This is a genomic window from Pseudomonas sp. BJa5 (genome assembly GCF_030272875.2).
Classification (GTDB): Bacteria; Pseudomonadota; Gammaproteobacteria; order Pseudomonadales; family Pseudomonadaceae; genus Aquipseudomonas.
Window position 1 is genome coordinate 39,131 of record NZ_JALRNG020000020.1, and the last position, 17,381, is coordinate 56,511.

16 protein-coding genes are annotated in these 17,381 nt (G+C 66.7%); 11 read left to right on the forward strand and 5 right to left on the reverse strand.

The window, feature by feature from the left end:
* The first annotated feature begins 28 nt into the window (after positions 1-28).
* From M2D63_RS13445 to M2D63_RS13455, 3 genes are all read left to right on the forward strand, one after another.
* Positions 29-796 carry an SDR family oxidoreductase gene (locus M2D63_RS13445; RefSeq protein ID WP_285863411.1) on the forward strand — a complete coding sequence of 256 codons (768 nt, stop codon included), beginning with the start codon at positions 29-31 and terminating at the stop codon, positions 794-796.
* A gap of 11 nt (positions 797-807) precedes the next feature.
* Positions 808-1,653, forward strand: coding sequence for an SDR family NAD(P)-dependent oxidoreductase (locus tag M2D63_RS13450; protein WP_285863412.1), 846 nt, complete (start codon positions 808-810; stop codon positions 1,651-1,653).
* 378 nt (positions 1,654-2,031) lie between these two features.
* Positions 2,032-2,487: an REP-associated tyrosine transposase gene (locus M2D63_RS13455; RefSeq protein WP_285863413.1), complete on the forward strand. Its 456-nt coding sequence runs from the start codon at positions 2,032-2,034 to the stop codon at positions 2,485-2,487.
* A 246-nt stretch (positions 2,488-2,733) separates the two neighbouring features.
* Here M2D63_RS13455 and dmpG read toward each other — a convergent pair whose 3' ends face one another.
* The 4 genes from dmpG to M2D63_RS13475 form a co-directional block, all read right to left on the reverse strand.
* Positions 2,734-3,756 (reverse strand): 4-hydroxy-2-oxovalerate aldolase, encoded by a 1,023-nt coding sequence (gene dmpG, locus M2D63_RS13460; protein ID WP_285863414.1) that lies wholly within the window; start codon positions 3,754-3,756, stop codon positions 2,734-2,736.
* 10 nt (positions 3,757-3,766) lie between these two features.
* Positions 3,767-4,693, reverse strand: a complete 927-nt coding sequence (locus M2D63_RS13465) for an acetaldehyde dehydrogenase (acetylating) (RefSeq protein WP_285863415.1) — start codon at positions 4,691-4,693, stop codon at positions 3,767-3,769.
* Positions 4,694-4,729: 36 nt separating this feature from the next.
* A complete protein-coding gene (locus M2D63_RS13470; RefSeq protein ID WP_285863416.1) occupies positions 4,730-5,521 on the reverse strand; it encodes a fumarylacetoacetate hydrolase family protein in 792 nt (263 codons plus the stop codon).
* Between the two features lie 73 nt (positions 5,522-5,594).
* Positions 5,595-6,368 (reverse strand): glucose 1-dehydrogenase, encoded by a 774-nt coding sequence (locus tag M2D63_RS13475; RefSeq protein WP_285863417.1) that lies wholly within the window; start codon positions 6,366-6,368, stop codon positions 5,595-5,597.
* A gap of 281 nt (positions 6,369-6,649) precedes the next feature.
* Between M2D63_RS13475 and M2D63_RS13480 the strand changes: the two genes are divergently transcribed.
* The 5 genes from M2D63_RS13480 to M2D63_RS13500 all read left to right on the forward strand — a co-directional run bounded on the left by M2D63_RS13480 (position 6,650) and on the right by M2D63_RS13500 (position 13,569).
* On the forward strand, positions 6,650-7,837 hold the full coding sequence (locus tag M2D63_RS13480; RefSeq protein WP_285863418.1) for an acyl-CoA dehydrogenase family protein: 1,188 nt from the start codon (positions 6,650-6,652) through the stop codon (positions 7,835-7,837).
* A 57-nt stretch (positions 7,838-7,894) separates the two neighbouring features.
* On the forward strand, positions 7,895-8,917 hold the full coding sequence (locus tag M2D63_RS13485) for a ferredoxin--NADP reductase (RefSeq protein ID WP_285863419.1): 1,023 nt from the start codon (positions 7,895-7,897) through the stop codon (positions 8,915-8,917).
* 20 nt (positions 8,918-8,937) lie between these two features.
* Positions 8,938-10,500 (forward strand): FadD3 family acyl-CoA ligase, encoded by a 1,563-nt coding sequence (locus M2D63_RS13490; protein ID WP_285863420.1) that lies wholly within the window; start codon positions 8,938-8,940, stop codon positions 10,498-10,500.
* Positions 10,501-10,697: 197 nt separating this feature from the next.
* On the forward strand, positions 10,698-12,332 hold the full coding sequence (locus M2D63_RS13495) for a DUF1302 domain-containing protein (protein WP_285863422.1): 1,635 nt from the start codon (positions 10,698-10,700) through the stop codon (positions 12,330-12,332).
* Between the two features lie 16 nt (positions 12,333-12,348).
* Complete coding sequence (locus tag M2D63_RS13500) at positions 12,349-13,569, forward strand: NADH:flavin oxidoreductase (protein WP_285863423.1); 1,221 nt, start codon at positions 12,349-12,351, stop codon at positions 13,567-13,569.
* Between the two features lie 22 nt (positions 13,570-13,591).
* Here M2D63_RS13500 and M2D63_RS13505 read toward each other — a convergent pair whose 3' ends face one another.
* A complete protein-coding gene (locus M2D63_RS13505; protein WP_285863424.1) occupies positions 13,592-14,425 on the reverse strand; it encodes an alpha/beta fold hydrolase in 834 nt (277 codons plus the stop codon).
* A 258-nt stretch (positions 14,426-14,683) separates the two neighbouring features.
* Between M2D63_RS13505 and M2D63_RS13510 the strand changes: the two genes are divergently transcribed.
* The 3 genes from M2D63_RS13510 to M2D63_RS13520 are packed head-to-tail and all read left to right on the forward strand — an operon-like array spanning position 14,684 to position 16,846.
* Positions 14,684-15,427 carry an SDR family NAD(P)-dependent oxidoreductase gene (locus M2D63_RS13510; RefSeq protein ID WP_285863425.1) on the forward strand — a complete coding sequence of 248 codons (744 nt, stop codon included), beginning with the start codon at positions 14,684-14,686 and terminating at the stop codon, positions 15,425-15,427.
* 10 nt (positions 15,428-15,437) lie between these two features.
* The gene (locus M2D63_RS13515) at positions 15,438-16,211 is read left to right on the forward strand and encodes an SDR family NAD(P)-dependent oxidoreductase (RefSeq protein ID WP_285863426.1); all 774 of its coding nucleotides are present in this window, start codon (positions 15,438-15,440) and stop codon (positions 16,209-16,211) included.
* Positions 16,212-16,216: 5 nt separating this feature from the next.
* Positions 16,217-16,846 (forward strand): nuclear transport factor 2 family protein, encoded by a 630-nt coding sequence (locus M2D63_RS13520; protein WP_285863427.1) that lies wholly within the window; start codon positions 16,217-16,219, stop codon positions 16,844-16,846.
* Positions 16,847-17,381 lie beyond the last annotated feature (535 nt).

Sequence of the window (17,381 nt, forward strand, 5' to 3'; positions counted from 1 at the left end):
CTGCCTGGACCTTCCATGGAGACTCACTATGCCAGTTACAGCTATCACCGGCAGCGCCTCGGGTATCGGCGCTGCGGTCAGTGCCGTGTTGCGTGCCGCCGGACACCGGGTCATCGGTATCGACCGCGCCAATGCCGAGGTGCTTGCCGACCTCTCCACTGCATCGGGACGTGAAGCGGCCGCGGCCGCGGTGCTCGAACAGTGCAACGGCGTGCTCGACGGCCTGGTCTGCTGCGCCGGGGTCGGCGTCACCGCGCCGTCCTGCGGGCTGATCCTGTCGGTCAACTACTTCGGCGTCAGCCAGTTGCTCGACGGCCTCGCCGGCGCGCTGGCCAAGGGCAACAACCCGGCGGCGCTGGTGATCGGCTCGGTGGCCTCGACCCAGGCCGGTGCCGAACAGCAACCCATGACCGAGCTGATGCTCGGTGGGGACGAGGCCGGCGCCTGCGCCCTGGCTGAAAACCTCGCCCAGCCCCATGTCGCCTATGCCTGCTCCAAGTACGCCATTACCCAGCAGGTACGCCGCCTGGCCAAACCCTGGGCCGAGCGGGGCATTCGCCTGAACGTGGTGGCCCCGGGCGCAGTGGAAACCCCGCTGCACCAGGCCTCGCTGGACGATGCCCGGTTCGGCAAGGCGGTACGCGAATTCGTCGCCCCGTTGGGCCGCAGCGGTCGCCCGGAGGAAATCGCTGCGCTGGTGGCCTTCCTGCAATCGAGCCAGGCGGCCTTCATCCACGGCAGCGTGGTCTTTATCGACGGCGGCATGGACGCCATGGTCCGCCCGCAACGCTTCTAGAAGGACAGCCCATGAACAAAGTGGCATTCATCACCGGCGCCAGCCGTGGTATCGGCCGTGAAGCGGCGCTGGCCTTTGCCCGCGCCGGTTTCGACGTGGCGATCAGCGCCCGCACCGTCGACGAGGGCGAACAGCACGACCATGCCCTGCGCGATGCGGCGGGTGAGCCGTTGGCCGGCAGCTTGAACAGCACAGCCGCAGCGATCCGTGAACTGGGGCGGCGCGTGCTGGTGGTGCCCATGGACCTGCTCGACAGCGCTTCGGCGCTGGCGGCCTGCGCCCGGGTTATCGCCGAGTACGGGCGCATCGACGTGCTGATCAACAACGCCATCTACCAGGGCCGCGACCTCAACAGCAGCTTCCTCGACTTGCAGCCGCAGACCCTGGAGCGGGTGTTCCAGGGCTATATGATGACGCCGTTCCTGCTGACCCGGGCGGTGGCTGAGCAGATGCTCGAGCAGGGTGGTGGCGTGGTGATCAACGTCACCTCCGGGGCGGGCGAGAGCGACCCGCCGGTGGCGGCCGACAAGGGCGGCTGGGGCTATGCCTATGGCGCGGGCAAGGCGGCGGTGTCGCGCTTGTCCGGGGTGCTGGCGGTGGAGTTGGGGGCGCGGGGCATCTGTGCCTATACCCTCAACCCTGGCGTGGTGAGTACCGAAGCGCTGAAGGCGACCATCGGCGACAAGGGCGTGATTGCCTTGCGTGCCGGGATAGCGCCGCCGCAGGTGCCGGCCGAAGTGATGCTGTGGCTGGCGACCTCGCCTGAGGCGCCGCGGTATCAGCGACGGACCATTGCCGCGCAGGTGATTGCGTTGGAGGAGGGGATTGTGGCGGATTGGCGGGAGCGTCAGGCGTAGGGCTGCTGTGCAGCCCATCGCAGGCTTCGCCAGCTCCCACAAGGGTTTCAGGCATGCCCTGGGCTACTGTGCAGTTCAGCGCAGGCTTTGCCAGCTCCCACAAGGGTTTCAGGCATGCCCCGGGTTGCTGTGTAGTCCATCGCAGGCTTCGCCAGTTCCCACAAGGGTTTCAGGCATGCCCTGGGTTACTGTGCAGTTCAGCGCAGGCTTTGCCAGCTCCTACAGGGTTCTTGACATGTCCCGGTCCTGGTGTGGGAGCTGGCGAAGCCTGCGATCAGCCGCGCAGCGGCCGCAATCCGGAAACATGAGGTGCCATTAACCCGCCACCCACCGAGCCTTTCACAGCTACCTTGAAAACTCCCCCTCAAGGAGCACGACATGGACCGTCCAGCCTCCCACCTCTTGCGCCGCGGCCGGGTATCAATCCCGGGCCAGGTGTATCTGCTGACCACCACGGTGGAGCATCGCCAACCTGTTTTCACTGACTTGCACCTGGCCAGGATCGTTGTCGGGCAATTGCGCGATGCCCAACACTGCACCCTGGCCAGGTCTTTGGCCTGGGTGCTGATGCCCGATCACCTGCATTGGCTGGTCGAACTGCAGAGCAACACGCTGGACGCCTTGATGCGCCGGATGAAATGCCGCAGCACCTGCCTGATCAACAGGACCGGTAAACGACATGGCCGCTTATGGCAGAGGGGATACCATGACCGGGCCCTGCGTCGGGAAGACGATGTGCCGGCCGTGGCACGGTACATCGTCGCCAACCCGTTAAGGGCAGGGCTGGTTTCGCGGGTCGGGGATTACCCGCATTGGGATGCGGTCTGGCTTTGAATCGGGTGAAGGCTATCGCGGGCTGCGCCCGCTCCAACCGGGATTGCTGGCTTTGCCAGGGTGCAGTGGGAGCTGCCGACAGGCTGCGATCGGCCGTGAAACGGCCGCAATAATGGACCGCACCGATCTGTCTGGTCCAACGAGGTGGCCGGATTGCGACTGCTGCGCAGTCGATCGCAGGCTTCGCCGGCTCCCACAAAGACAGTTGCTCCCACAGCGGATTGGGCTGCGGGAGCAGGGCAGGGGTCAGGCCCTCTGGCGGGCCAGGGTCATCGCGGTGTCCTCGATCATGTCCTCCTGGCCGCCGACCATGCCGCGCCGGCCCATCTCCACGAGGATCTCCCGTGCCGGCACGCCGTATTTCTGCTCGGCACGCTTGGCGAACAGCAGGAACGAGCCATAGACCCCGGCATAGCCCATGGTCAGGGCATCGCGGTCGCTGCGGATGGGGAAGTCCATGATCGGCACCACCAGGTCTTCGGCCACGTCCTGGATGCCGAACACGCTGACGCCGGTCTCGATGCCCATGCGCTCGCACACCGCCACCAGCACTTCCATCGGTGTGTTGCCGGCGCCGGCACCCAGGCCTGCGCAGGCGGCGTCGATGCGGGTGGCACCGGCGGCGATGGCGGCGATGGAGTTGGCCACGCCCATGGACAGGTTGTGGTGGCCATGGAAGCCGATCTCGGTTCCCGGCTTGAGCGCCGCACGCATGGCCGCCACCCGGGCGCTGACGTCATGGGGCAGCAGGTAACCGGCCGAGTCGGTCAGGTAGATGCAGTTGGCGCCGTAGCTCTCCATCAGCAGGCCCTGCTTGACCAGGCCTTCGGGGCTGTTCATGTGCGCCATCATCAGAAAGCCCACGGTGTCCATGCCCAGCTGGCGGGCATGGGCGATGTGCTGTTCGCTGACATCGGCCTCGGTGCAGTGAGTGGCCACGCGGATGGTGTTGACCCCAAGCTCATGGGCCATTTTCAGGTGGTCGACGGTACCGATGCCCGGCAGCAGCAGGGCCGAGACCTTGGCGTTTTTCATCAGCGGAATCACCGCCGACAGGTACTCCTCGTCACTGTGCGCCGGAAAGCCATAGTTGACCGAACTGCCGCCCAGGCCATCGCCGTGGGTGACTTCGATCAGCGGTACGCCAGCCTGGTCCAGGCCGCAGGCGATGTCTTTCATCTGCTGCAGGCTGATGCGGTGACGCTTGGGGTGCATGCCGTCGCGCAGGCACATGTCGTGGACGGTGATTCGCTTGCCGCTAAGTTCCATGGACGTTTCCTCAGGCAATGGCAGGTTCGGGGGTGGCGCGCAGTTGCAGGTCGCCCTTGAGGATGTCCTCGGCGAACATTTCGGCGGTGCGTGCCGCCGCGGCGGTCATGATGTCGAGGTTGCCGGCGTACTTGGGCAGGTAGTCGCCCAGGCCTTCGACTTCCATGAAGATCGACACCCGGTTGCCGTCGAACACCGGGCCGTTGACCAGCTTGTAGCCGGGCACGTAGCGCTGCACCTGGACGATCATGGCGTCGATGGCGGCGCGGATCGCCGCTTCGTCAGGTGCCTCGGCGGTCAGGCAGTGCACGGTGTCGCGCATGATCAGCGGCGGCTCGGCCGGGTTGACGATGATGATCGCCTTGCCCTGTTTCGCCCCGCCTACCTGCTCCACGGCGCGGGCCGTGGTGCGGGTGAATTCGTCGATGTTCTTGCGGGTGCCCGGGCCGACCGATTTCGAGGCCGCGGTGGCGATGATCTCGGCATAGTCCACCGCCTGCACGCTGGACACCGCGGCTACCAGCGGGATGGTCGCCTGGCCGCCGCAGGTGACCATGTTGACGTTCATCACCCCGGCGGCGAGGTTGGCCTTGAGGTTGACCGGCGGCACGCAGTAGGGGCCGATGGCACAGGGGGTGAGGTCGATCATCAGCACGCCCAGGGCATTGAGCTTGCGCGAGTTCTCGGCGTGGACGTAGGCGGAGGTGGCGTCGAAGGCGATCTGCACCTGGTCTTCGAGCACATGGGGCAGCAAGCCGTCGACACCCTCGGCGGTGGTCTTCAGGCCCAGTTCACGGGCGCGCTGCAGGCCTTCGGAGCCGGCTTCGATGCCGACCATCCATACCGGCTCCAGCACCTCGCTGCGCAGCAGTTTGTAGAGCAGGTCGGTGCCGATGTTGCCCGGCCCGATCAGCGCACATTTGATCTTCTTGCTCATGGTTCAGCACTCCAGGGAAGGAAAGGCGGGCGCGCCTCAGGCAACGAAGCGCAGGCTGGCGTTGCCCAGGCCGCTCATCGACAGGTTGATGCGATCGCCCGGCACCAGCGGTACCAGCGGCGCCAGGGCGCCGGAGAGAATGATTTCGCCCTGGCGGAAGGGAATGCCCAGCTCGCCCAGGGTATTGGCCAGCCAGGCCACCGCCGCGCACGGATGGCCCTGAACCGCCGAGCCCAGGCCGCTGCCGGCCGGCTGGCCGTTCTTGAACATCTGCATCTCGACCCGGGCCAGGTCCAGGTCGCGCGGGTCGATGCGTTGTTCGCCGAGGGCGAAGACCCCGCACGAGGCGTTGTCGGCCACGGTGTCCTGGATGCGGATCTGCCAGTTGTCGATGCGCGAGTCGACGATCTCGAAGCACGGCGCCACCGCCGCGCTGGCGGCCAGCACGTCTTCGGCGCTGATGCCCGGGCCCTTGAGGTCCTCGCCGAGGATGAAGGCGATCTCGCCCTCGGCCCGTGGCTGGATCAACTGGTAGCGGGCGAAGCTGACTTCGCTGGCGTCTTCGACCTGCATGGCATCGGTAAGAAAGCCGAAGTCCGGCTGGTGAACATCGAGCATCTGCTGCACGGCGCGACTGGTGACGCCGATCTTCTTGCCGATCACCCGCTCGCCCAGGGCTTCGCGGCGCTGCAGGAAGCGCAGGGAAATGCGGTAGGCCTGGTCCAGGCTGATGGCCGGGTGGCGTTGGGTCAGCGGCGCGAGGGTGGTGCGCCCGCGCAAGGCATTGAACAGTTCATCGCCCAGGGCGGTGATCAGGGAGGCATCCATTGGCGGCTCACTCTGTACGGGGGGAATAAAAAAGCCGGTCCCAAGGGTCCAGGGCACCGGCAAAAGGGGACTGTCAGCCGGGCCAGACGCTGCTGTCGGCACCGCCATCGACGTCGATGATCTTGCCGGTGACCCAGCCCGAGGCGGGGCTGGCCAGGTACAGCGCGGCGGCGGCGATGTCTTCGGGGCTGCCCAGGCACTTGAGCGGTGTATTGGCTTCCATGGCCTGGCGCATGGCGGCGGGCATGACCTTGTTCAGCGCTTCGGTCAGGGTTGGCCCGGGCGCCACGGCGTTGACCCGCACCTGCGGGGCGAAGTCCTGGGCCAGCAGGCGGGTCAGGTGGCTCAGGGCGGCCTTGGCGGTGCCGTAGGCGCTGAAGTGGCGCTGGGCATAGCGGGCGGCCACCGAGCTGATATTGACGATGTTGCCGCCACCGGCCTCGCGCATCAGCGGCACGCACAGCTGGCACAGGGCATAGGTGCTGGAGACGTTGAAGCGCAGGATCTCGTCGAACTGCTCCGGCGGCATCGCCAGGGCATCGTTGGGGCCGCCACCGCCGGCGTTGTTGACCAGGTGGGTGATGCGCCCGAACTGCTCCTGGCTACGGCGTACCAGGGCCTGGCGCTGCTGGCTGTGGTTGACGTCACAGGCCACGGCCAGGGCGCGGCGCCCGAGGCTGCGTACCTCGTCGGCGACGCGTTCGATGTCCTCGGCGCTGCGGGCGCTCAAGACCACATCGGCGCCGGCTTCGGCGTAGGCCAGGGCGATGGCGCGGCCGATGCCGCGGCCACTGCCGGTGACGATGGCGACACTGCCGGGTAGCTGGAAACGTTGCAGGATACTCATGCGGCTGTCCTTTGCTGTGGGTGAGTGGACGCGGGCTGTAGTCGATAGGACGATTGTTTCCCGGCCCCTTGCGGGCCACATCGTCTCAATGGACTACGGGGCTGGCCCTTATCGCAGGCTTCGCCAGCTCCCACAGGAACCCGCTGCACACACCTACTGTGGGAGCCTGCGACGGACACCACACCGCTCTAGTCCGCTTTGACGATGAAGCAAGGCCCGTGCAATCCGATCATCAATCACGGCTCGCGCATTGGCGCTACGAGATTGGGAGAACAAGAAGGATGCACAGCATGCGAGAAAAGACCCAGGAAGAAATCGAACTGCTGGAACGGGCGCGGCGCTTGCTACCGGCACTGCGCGAGCGCTCGGCGCAAGGCGATCGCGAGCTCAAGGTCGCCGACGAGAACATTGCAGCACTTAAATCGGCAGGGCTGCTGCGCGCCCTGCAACCGCGGGCGTTCGGCGGCTATGAAGTGGACCCGCGCACCTTCTTCGAGATCCAGATGATCCTTGCCGAAGGCTGCATGTCCACCGCCTGGGTCTACGGCGTGATGGGCGTGCACCCCTGGCAGCTGGCGCGCTACCCGATCGAGACCCAGCGCGAGGTATGGGGCGAGGATCACGACACCCTGGTGTCGTCCACCTATATGCCCACTGCCAAGGTCACAGTGGTCGAAGGCGGCTACCGGATCAGCGGCCGCTGGGGCTTCTCCAGCGGCAGCGAGCACTGCCAGTGGGTGCTGCTGGGCGGCATCCTGCCGGCCGATGGTGAGCTGGCTGCCGAGCACGGCACCTTCCTGTTGCCACGCAGCGACTACCGCATCGAACGTAACTGGGAGGTGCTCGGCCTGCGTGGTACCGGCAGCCACGATATCGTTGTCGAAGACGCCTTCGTGCCAGCGCACCGGGTCCAGCGCACCAACAACTGGACCCTGGAGGCGACCCCGGGGCGGCTGGTCAACACCAACCCGATTTACGCCATTCCCTTCGCCCAGGTGTTCTCCCGCGCCGTATCGACCTCGGCCATCGGCGCGCTGCAGGGCGCCATCGACCTGTTCCGCGCCAACGCCGCCCAGCATATTGGCAAGCACGGCGCGCGCACCGCGGACGATCCGGCGGCGCAAACCGCAGTGGCCGAAGCCACGCTCACGGTCGACAGTCTCAAGCTGGTGCTGGAACGCAACTACGAGCACCTGATGCAACTGGCCCGCGCCGGCGAGTACCCGGACGTGGAAACCCGCCTGCTGTACCGCTACCAATCGGCCTATGTCACCAACCTCTGCGCCGAGAAGGTCAACGAGCTGCTGCGCTGTATGGCGGCCTCGGGGCTGTACACCAGCAACCCGGTGGCGCGCCTGTTCCGCGACCTGCACCAGGCCCGCGGGCATATCGCCAACAACTACCAGGCCTATGGCCGGGTTCTGGGCGCCGTGCAACTGGGCCTGCCCAACCCCGACCCTTACGTCTGAAGCCTTCGCCCGTCGACCTGCCCGCCCGCCGGGCAGGGGACCCTTGAGAACCGAGCCATGAATGACTTTCTTGCCTTGCGCGTGGCGCGGGTGGTCGAGGAAACGGCCGATGCCCGCTCGCTGATCTTCGATGTGCCCGAGCAGCTGGCCGAGCGTTTCCGCTACCAGCCCGGGCAGTTTTTGACCCTGCGCATTCCGTACGCCGATGACTGGTTGCCGCGCTGCTACTCGTTGTCGAGCACGCCGTTGCTGGACGAACCCCTGCGCGTGACGGTCAAGCGCGTACGCGACGGGCGCGCCTCCAACTGGCTGTGCGGCGAGCTGCAGGAAGGCCAGACCCTGCAGGTGCTGCCGCCGGCCGGGGTGTTCGTGCCGCGCAGCCTGGACGGCGACCTGCTGCTGTTCGGCGGCGGCAGCGGGATCACTCCGGTGCTGTCGATCCTGCGTTCGGCGCTGCTGGCCGGGCAGGGGCGGGTGCTGCTGATCTACGCCAATCGCGATGAGCAGTCGGTGATCTTTCGCGACGAGCTGCGCTTTCTCGCCGAGGCCCATCCCGAGCGCCTGCAGATCGTCCACTGGCTGGATTCGTTGCAGGGCATCCCGTCGGCGGCGCAACTGGCGGCGTTGGCGCAACCCTTTATCGATGCCCAGGCCTTTATCTGCGGGCCGGGGCCGTTCATGGACACCGCCGTCAGCGCCTTGAAAGGCCTGGGCATGCCGGCCGAGCGCGTGCGCGTGGAGCGCTTCGTGTCGTTGCCGGGCGAGAACGACGTGCCGCAGGTCGCCGCCAGCGAGGCTGCGGTTGCCGCCCAACTGGCCGTGCGCCTGGACGGAGCAGACCACCAACTGGCCTGCGACAGCGGCGAAACCCTGCTGGCGGCCATGGAACGCGCCGGCCTCAAGCCGCCCAGCGCCTGCCGGGTCGGCGGTTGCGCCTCGTGCATGTGCACCCTGGAAAGCGGCGCTATCGAACTGCTGATCAACGATGCGCTGGACGCCGACGAACTGGCCGAAGGCTGGATCCTGGCCTGCCAGGCGGTTCCCACCAGTGCGCACCTGCGTATCCGATTCCCTGAGTGATGCCGATGAACGAATTAGCCATGACCATTCCCCGCCTGCTGTTCGACAGCGCCCGGCGCTTTGCCGGGCACACGGCGATCGAAGATGAGGGTGTGTGCACCGACTACGCCGAGCTGCCGGCGCTGGCCCTGACCGTTACCCGCGGCCTGATGGCGCTGGGTGTCCAGCCGGGTGACCGGGTTGCGGTGTGGGCGCCCAATGGCCGGGCGTGGATCATCGCCGCCCTGGGCATCCACTGCGCCGGTGCCGTGCTGGTGCCGATCAACACGCGCATGAAGGGCATGGAGGCCGCCGATGTGCTGGCGCGCAGCGGCTGCCGGGTGCTGTTCGTGCAGCAGCGCTTTCTCGATGTCGATTACCCAGCCTTGCTCCAGGCGCACCGGCCGGACGGCCTTGAGCACCTGGTGGTGTTCGCAAGCGACGGTGCGCTGCAGGCCAGCGACCTGAGCTACGAGCAGTTCGTTGCCGGCGCAGCCACCATCGAAGCCGTCACCGCCGAGCGCCGCGCCCTGGCGGTGCAGCCCGATGCTGTGTGCGACCTGCTGTTCACCTCCGGCACCACCGGCAAGCCCAAGGGCGTGATGAGCGGCCACGGCCAGTGCCTGCGGGCCTTCAGCGAATACGTGCGGGTGATCGGCCTGCTGCCCGAGGATCGCTACCTGATCGTCAACCCGTTCTTCCATGCCTTCGGCTACAAGGCCGGCTGGCTGACCTGCCTGATCGCCGGGGCGACCATCCTGCCCCATGCGGTGTTCGACGCGGAGGCGGTGTTCGAGCGCATCGCCCGCGAGCGCATCAGCGTGCTGCCGGGGGCGCCGACCCTGTACCTGTCGCTGCTGGCCCATCCGCGCCTGGGCGAGACCGACCTGTCGAGCCTGCGCATCGCCGTGACCGGCTCGGCGAGCATTCCGCCGAGCCTGATCGAGCGCATGCGCAACGAACTGGGTTTCAGTTGCGTGACCACCGCCTACGGCCTGACCGAATGCGGAGGCCTGGCGACCCTGTGCGACCCGCAGGATTCGGCCGAGGTCATTGCCGGCACCAGTGGCCGACCGCTGGCCGGCACCGAGGTAAGCATCCGCGACCCGCACAACCAGGCGCTGGCCAGTGGGCAGACCGGGGAAATCTGCTTGCGCGGATTCCATGTGATGCAGGGCTATTTCCAGAATCCCGAGGCCACCGCCGAAGCCATCGACCCGCAGGGCTGGCTGCACACCGGTGACGTCGGCCACCTGGATGCGGCGGGCAACCTGATCATCACCGATCGCCTCAAGGACCTGTTCATCGTCGGCGGCTTCAACTGCTACCCGGCGGAAATCGAAGCCATGCTCATCGCCCACCCGGCCATTGCCCAGGTGGCGGTGGTGGGGATTGCCGATGAGCGCATGGGCGAGGTGGGGTGTGCCTGTGTGGTACTGCGCGAGGGCGCGCAGTTGCAGGAGCAGGAACTGATCGGCTGGAGCCGCGAGCGCATGGCCAACTACAAAGTGCCACGGCAGGTGCGCTTCATGAGCGCGCTGCCGCTGAACCCGTCGGCCAAGGTGGCCAAGAACGAGTTGCGGGCGCTGGTGGCGCAGGGCTGAGGTGGGAGCGGGCTTCTGTGGGAGCGGGCTTGCCCCGCGATGAGGCCAGCACACCTTGCACATCAGGTTGCGGCCGATCGCGGGGCAAGCCCGCTCCTACAGGGGCCGGTTGGCCTAGGCCAAATGGATGATGCCCGTACCGCGGCGCCATTCCACTCTGCACGGGTCATCCACAACAACAAGAAAAGGATCGCTGCATGTCTAGGACCACCATCGCCACTCACGGCGGATTGCTGCTCTCACTCACCGTGGCCTGCGCCCAGGCCCACGCCGGCCCTCGGCTGGAGCTGGGCGAGGACACCACCCTGGATTCGTCGCTGACGGTCAACTACACCGCCTCGATGCGTACCGCCAAACCCGCCCACCAATACCTCAACGACCTCAACAACGACGACGGCACGCGCAACTTCGACCGGGGGGCGCTGGTCACCAACCGCGTCAGCCTGTTCGGCGAACTGCTGCTCAAGCACGACAACCTCGGCGCCGTGCTGCGCGGCAGTCACTTCTACGACGATGTCTACCACGAGCGCAATGACAACGACTCGCCCGACACGGTGAACAAGATCGGCCGCGCCAACGGTTTCAGCGAGGACACCCGGCGCCTGAGCGGCAGCAAGGCGCGCCTGCTCGATGCCTATGTCTACGGCAACTTCGACGTCGCCGACAGCCAGTATCTGTCGGTCAAGGCCGGCCGCCACCTGGTGGCCTGGGGCGAGAGCCTGTTCTGGGCCAACATCAGCCAGGGCCAGGCACCGGTGGATGCCACCAAGTTCAACGTGCCCGGCACCGAGGCCAAGGACGCCTACCTGCCGGTGGGCCAGGTGTCGGCGTCCTGGGCGCTGAACGAGGACCTGGCGCTGGTGGGCTTCTACCAGTACGAGTGGGAAAAGACCCAGCTCAACCCGGTGGGCGACTACTTCGGCAGCGACACCTTCGGCCCTGGCGCCGAGTTCTTTCGCCTGGCCCCCGGGGTGATCGACAGCCTACCCGACACCAGCTTCACCGCCGTCACCTATGCCGGCGACGTCGAGCCCCGCGACAGTGGTCAGTGGGGCCTGGGCGTGCGCTACCGGCTCACCGAGAACACCGAGGTCGGCCTGTTCCACTACCGTTACCACGAGCGGGTCGGCGCGCTGTTCTTCGACTTCAGCGGCCAGACCCAGTACTCCTCGCTCAACCGCGTCGGGCGCTACGCCACGGCCGGTGGCGGCCCGGTGTACCGGGTGGGCTACTTCGACGATGTCGAGCTGACCGGGGTCAGCTTCAGCTCCAAGGTCGGCGACTCGGTGCAGTTCGCCGGCGACTTGAGCTACCGCGACGGCGCCGCGGTGTACCTGGACAACGGCGCTCCGGCCCGGGGCCAGCTGTGGCAGGGCAACCTCAACGGCAGCTATATCCTCGGCCCGAGCCTGCTCGCCCAGCAAACCACCTTCATGGCCGAAGTGGTGCACCAGCGCATCGATGGCGTCGACACCCTGCACATCAGCGGTGGCGGGCCGGGCGTCGACGGCAGCTTCGACAACTTCGAATACAAGACTCAGACCCGCGGCCAGACCCTGCTCGGCATCGGCACCTACATGGACTACCTGGGCATCGCCGACGGCCTGGACCTGACCACCCGCGTGGTCTGGACCCAGAATGTCGACGGCAGTGCCTACCAGGGCCTGGGCCGCGACGAGAAGCGCCTGACCGTCGGTGGCGACTTCAAGTACCTGGGCAACTTCCAGGTCGGCCTGACCTACGTCGCCTACCTCAGCTCACCGGATATCGCCCAGGGCCGTTTGCTGGCCGACCGCGATTACCTGTCGTTCAATGCCAAATACACCTTCTGACCGAAAAGGGCCTGCCATGCACACCTCACCCTTCAGCCCGATCACCATCGGCCCGCTGACCCTGAAGAACCGCTTTATCAAGGCGGCCACCAACGAAGGCATGAGTACCCAGGGCCTGCCGTCGCGGCAACTGGTCAAGTTGCATGCCGACCTTGCCCGCGGCGCGGTGGCCCTGACCACCGTGGCCTACTGCGCGGTCAGTCGCGACGGCCGCACCTTGCCCAACCAGCTGACCCTGACCCGCGAGGCCCTGCCGCACTTCAAGGCCTTGACCGAGGGCGTGCACCGTGAAGGCGGCCTGGTCAGCGCGCAGATCACCCATGGCGGCTGCTTCACCTTCATGCGCGAGCGCGCCACCCGCTACCCGCTGTCGGCCAGTGGCGGCTTCAACAAGATCGGCATGATGAGCGGCATGTTCTTCAAGCAGGCCATGACCGAGGCCGACATGCGCCAGGTGGTCGAGGACTTCGCCCAGGGTGCGCGCCTGGCTCGCGAGGCCGGCTTCGATGCGGTGGAAATCCACATGGGCCACGGCTACCTGCTCAGCCAGTTCATCTCGCCGATGTACAACAAGCGCCGCGACCACTACGGCGGCAGCCTGGAAAACCGCATGCGCTTTCCGCGCCGGGTGCTGCGCGCAGTGCTCGAAGCGGTAGGAAGCGACCTTGCGGTGATCTGCAAGTACAGCGTCACCGAGGGCGCCCGGGGCGGCAACAGTGCCGAGGACGGGGCGAAGATCGCGCGCATGCTCGAACAGGAGGGCGCCCACCTGCTGGTGCTCAGCGCCGGGATGAACGCCGAGTCGATCACCACCATGTTCGGCTCCTCGTTCCCCAAGGAAAACCGTGTGCAGCAAAAGAACCCGGTGATCGCCCTGGCCATGAAGATCCAGCGCCTGCGCGACCCCAAGGTGGAATTCCGCGAGCTGTACCTGCTGGAACATGCGCGCAAGGTAAGGGCGGCGGTGAAGATGCCCCTGGCCTACCTGGGTGGGGCCAAGAGCCTGGCGAGCATCGAGCAGGTGATGGCCGAAGGCTTCGACCTGGTCGCCATGGGCCGGGTGCTGCTGGCCGAAAAGGACTATGTCAAAAAGCTCGCTACCGGTGCCAGCAAGGACTCGATCTGCACCGCCTGCAACCGCTGCGTGGCGATGATGTACACCCCCGGCGGCACCTCCTGCGTGCTCGGCCAGCCCGGCGATGCCGAGCTCAACCGGCAACCGGCGGCAGCGCCTTAGGCGCTGGCACCGGCAATGCTGTTCAACCGTGGCGCAGGAACTCCAGGCAGCTGCGGTTGAACAGGTCACGGTGCTCGACCTGCACCCAGTGGCCGCAGCGGTTGAGCACGATGAAGCGTGCATTGGCCGCGCCATCGATGATGCGCTGGGCACCGCCGACCGGGTTGAAGTGGTCGTTGCTGCCCCAGAAACCGAGGATCGGGCACTGCAGCTCGCCCAGGCGTGATTCCATGTTCGGCACCAGCATGGTGCTGAACAGGTTCTTCGGTTGCGTCACCGCCACCGCCACCCGCTCCAGCAGCAGGCTCTCCGGCAGGATCGAGTCGTCGAACAGTTGCAGGCGCATCATGCTGCGCATCTCTTCAAGGCCGATGGGGCCGGCATTGAACAGGCTGACCATGCGCACGATGCCCTGCATCTGGAAGTAGGTCTCGCGCTCCTCGACGCCGCCCGGGGCCAGCAGGATCAAGCGCTCGGCCCGCGCCGGCTGGCGCAGCGCCAGGCCCAGGGCGATGGCCCCGCCCAGGGAATTGCCCAGCAGCGTGCAGTGCTCGATGTCCAGGGCGTCGAGCAGGGCGATCACGTGGTCGATGAAGAAATCCAGGTGGTACTGCACATCCTCGGGCTTGTCCGAGCGGCCGAAGCCGGGCAGGTCGAGGACGATGTTGCGATAACCCGCCTCGACGAACAGCGGGTAGTTGCCCTTGAAGTTGCTGAAGCCACTGGCGCCCGGGCCGCTGCCATGCAGCCACAGCACCACCGGGCCGCTGCCTTCGTCCAGGTAGTGCAGGCGCAGGCCGCTGGGCGCGGTCAGGTAATGGCCGGTGGGTAGCGGCAGGTCTTCAGGTTGGTTCATGTCGAGTCTCCAGAGTCGGCGAAAAGGGCGCGCACCGACCAGGCCACGGCGTGCCTGAAGGGGCAAGGGCGCCGGGCCTGGCTTGCGCAGGGTCGATCGTCCGTCGCCGGGGCGGCAGTGGCATCGTCCATTCAGACCACGGCGGGGGCGTTAGTCCTATCGGACGATGCTCGCGACGCGGGCCCGGTCTGATCATGACGCTGACCGGCCTGCTGGGATGTCAGCGGGCTTCTACGCACTGCACTGCAGGAGAACGCTATGAAGTTGCTGAACAAAGTCGCCTTTGTCACAGGCGCGGGACAGGGCATGGGCCAGGCCATGGTTCGCCGTTTTGTCGCCGAAGGCGCCAAGGTGGTGGCGGTGGACCTCAACCAGGCGGCGCTGGCCGACAGCCTGGCCGACCTTGCCGACCTCGACGACCGGGTCCTGGCACTGGCCTGCAACGTCGCCGACGCAGCCTCGGTGGCCGATGCCATGGGCCAGGTCGAAGCCCGCTTCGGCGGCCTCGACATCCTGGTCAACAACGCCGGCGTCGGCGCTTTCGACAGCTTCCTCGACACCCCGGACGAGAGCTGGGCGCGGGTACTGGGGGTGAACCTGGGTGGCACCTTCCTGTGCTGTCGCGAAGGTGCCCGGTTGATGGTCAAGGGCGGGCGCAAGGGGGCGATCATCAACCTCTCCAGCACCGCCGCACTGACCGGCGAAGGCCCCAGCCACTACTGCGCCTCGAAAGCCGGGGTCATGGGCCTGACCCGTTCCATCGCCCGCGAGCTGGCGCCGTCGGGCATCCGCGTCAACAGCCTGGTACCGGGCCCGACCAACACGCCGATGATGGCCGGCGTTGCCGAGGAACACATGCAGGCAATGCTCAAGAACGTGCCGCTGGGGCGCCTGTGCGAGACCGACGAAATCGCCGGGGTGGCGGTGTTCCTGGCCGGCGACGATGCCAGCTTCATCACCGGCCAGAACATTGCAGTCAACGGCGGCATGGCCTTTATCTGAGGGAAAATCGATGAGCAAGCGACTACAGGACAAGATCGCCTTTATCACCGGTGCCGGCTCCGGCATCGGCCAGGCCACGGCCCTGCGCTTTGCCCAGGAGGGCGCCACCGTGGTGCTCTGCGGGCGGCGAGCAGAGCCCCTTGAGCAGGTGCTGGAGCAGATTCGCGCGGCAGGCGGGCAGGGCGATATCGCCGTGGCCGACGTCAGTGACGAGCAGGCCTATGTCGGCGCGCTGGAAGCGGCGGCCAAACGCCACGGGCGCCTGGATATCCTGGTCAACAACGCCATGGCCTACACCTGGGGCGGCATCGACAGCCTGTCCACCGCCGACTGGCACGCCAACTTCAGCACCACGGTCGATGGCACTTTCTGGGGCACCCGCACGGCCATGCGCCTGATGAAGGACCAGGGCGGCGGCGCCATCGTCAACATCGCCTCGATCTGCGGCCTGTTCGGCACCGCCTGGATGGCCGGCTACTCGGCGGCCAAGGCGGCGGTGATCAACTTCAGCCGGGCGGTGGCCAGCGAGGGCGCTGCGCACAACATCCGCTGCAACGTGGTGATCCCGGGCGTGGTCGATACCCCGGCCACCGCCGGCATGCTCAATGATGCCAAGACCCGCGCCAATACCGAGAAGGTCATCCCGATGAAACGGGTGGGCCTGCCGCTGGAGCTGGCCAACGCGATCCTGTTCCTGGCCAGCGACGAAGCCTCCTATGTCACTGGCGCGAGCCTGGCGGTGGATGGCGGGCGCAGCTCCGACCTGTACACGGTGCTGGAATGATGGACATGGACGCGACTTCACTGCAGGCGCGGATCGAGCGCCTGGAATCCCTGGATGCGATCCGCCAGCTGGCCGGCAAGTACGCCCTGGCCCTGGACATGCGCGACATGGATGCCATGGCCAACTGCTTCGTCCCGGACGTCAAGGTTGGCCGCGACAAACAGGGGCGGGCGCATTTCAAGGCCTGGCTGGATGAAACCATGCGCCGCCAGTTCCATGGCACCTCGCATCACCTGGGCCAGCACATCATCGAGTTCATCGATGCCGACCATGCCACCGGCGTGGTCTATTCGAAGAACGAGCATGAGACCGGGGCTGAATGGGTGATCATGCAGATGCTGTACTGGGACGACTATGAGCGGGTTGACGGGCGCTGGTGCTTTCGCCGGCGGCTGCCGTGCTACTGGTACGCCAGCGACCTCAACAAACCACCGATTGGCGGCATGAAAATGCGCTGGCCGGGGCGTGAGCCCTATGCCGGGAGTTTTCATGAGCTGTTTCCGTCGTGGGATGCGTTCTGGGCGCAACGACCGGACAAGGACGCCTTGCCACAGATTGCCGAACCGGCGCCACTGGAGCAGTTCCTGGTGACCATGCGGCGGGGGGCGGGGGAGCCGAAGATCCGCGTTCGGTAGCTGACGGGTTTAGCGGCCGCTTCGCGGCCGATCGCAGGCTTCGCCAGCTCCCACAGTGGTCCCCGGTATGTCCCGGTCGCTGTGGGAGCTGGCGAAGCCTGCGATGGGCTGCACAGCAGCCCCCAGGCGGCGGGGAACATTGTAGGAGCTGGCGAAGCCTGCGATGGGCTGCACAGCAGCCCCCAGGCGACGGGGAACACTGTGGGAGCTGGCGAAGCCTGCGATGGGCTGCACAGCAGCCCCCAGGCGACGGGGAACATTGTAGGAGCTGGCGAAGCCTGCGATGGGCTGCACAGCAGCCCACAGGCGACGGGGAACACTGTGGGAGCTGGCGAAGCCTGCGATGGGCAGCACAGCAGCCCCCAGGCGACGGGGAACACTGTGGGAGCTGGCGAAGCCTGCGATGGGCTGCACAGCAGCCCAAGGCGGCAGGGAACACTGTGGGAGCTGGCGAAGCCTGCGATGGGCTGCACAGCAGCCCAAGGTGGCAGGGAACACTGTGGGAGCTGGCGAAGCCTGCGATGGGCTGCACAGC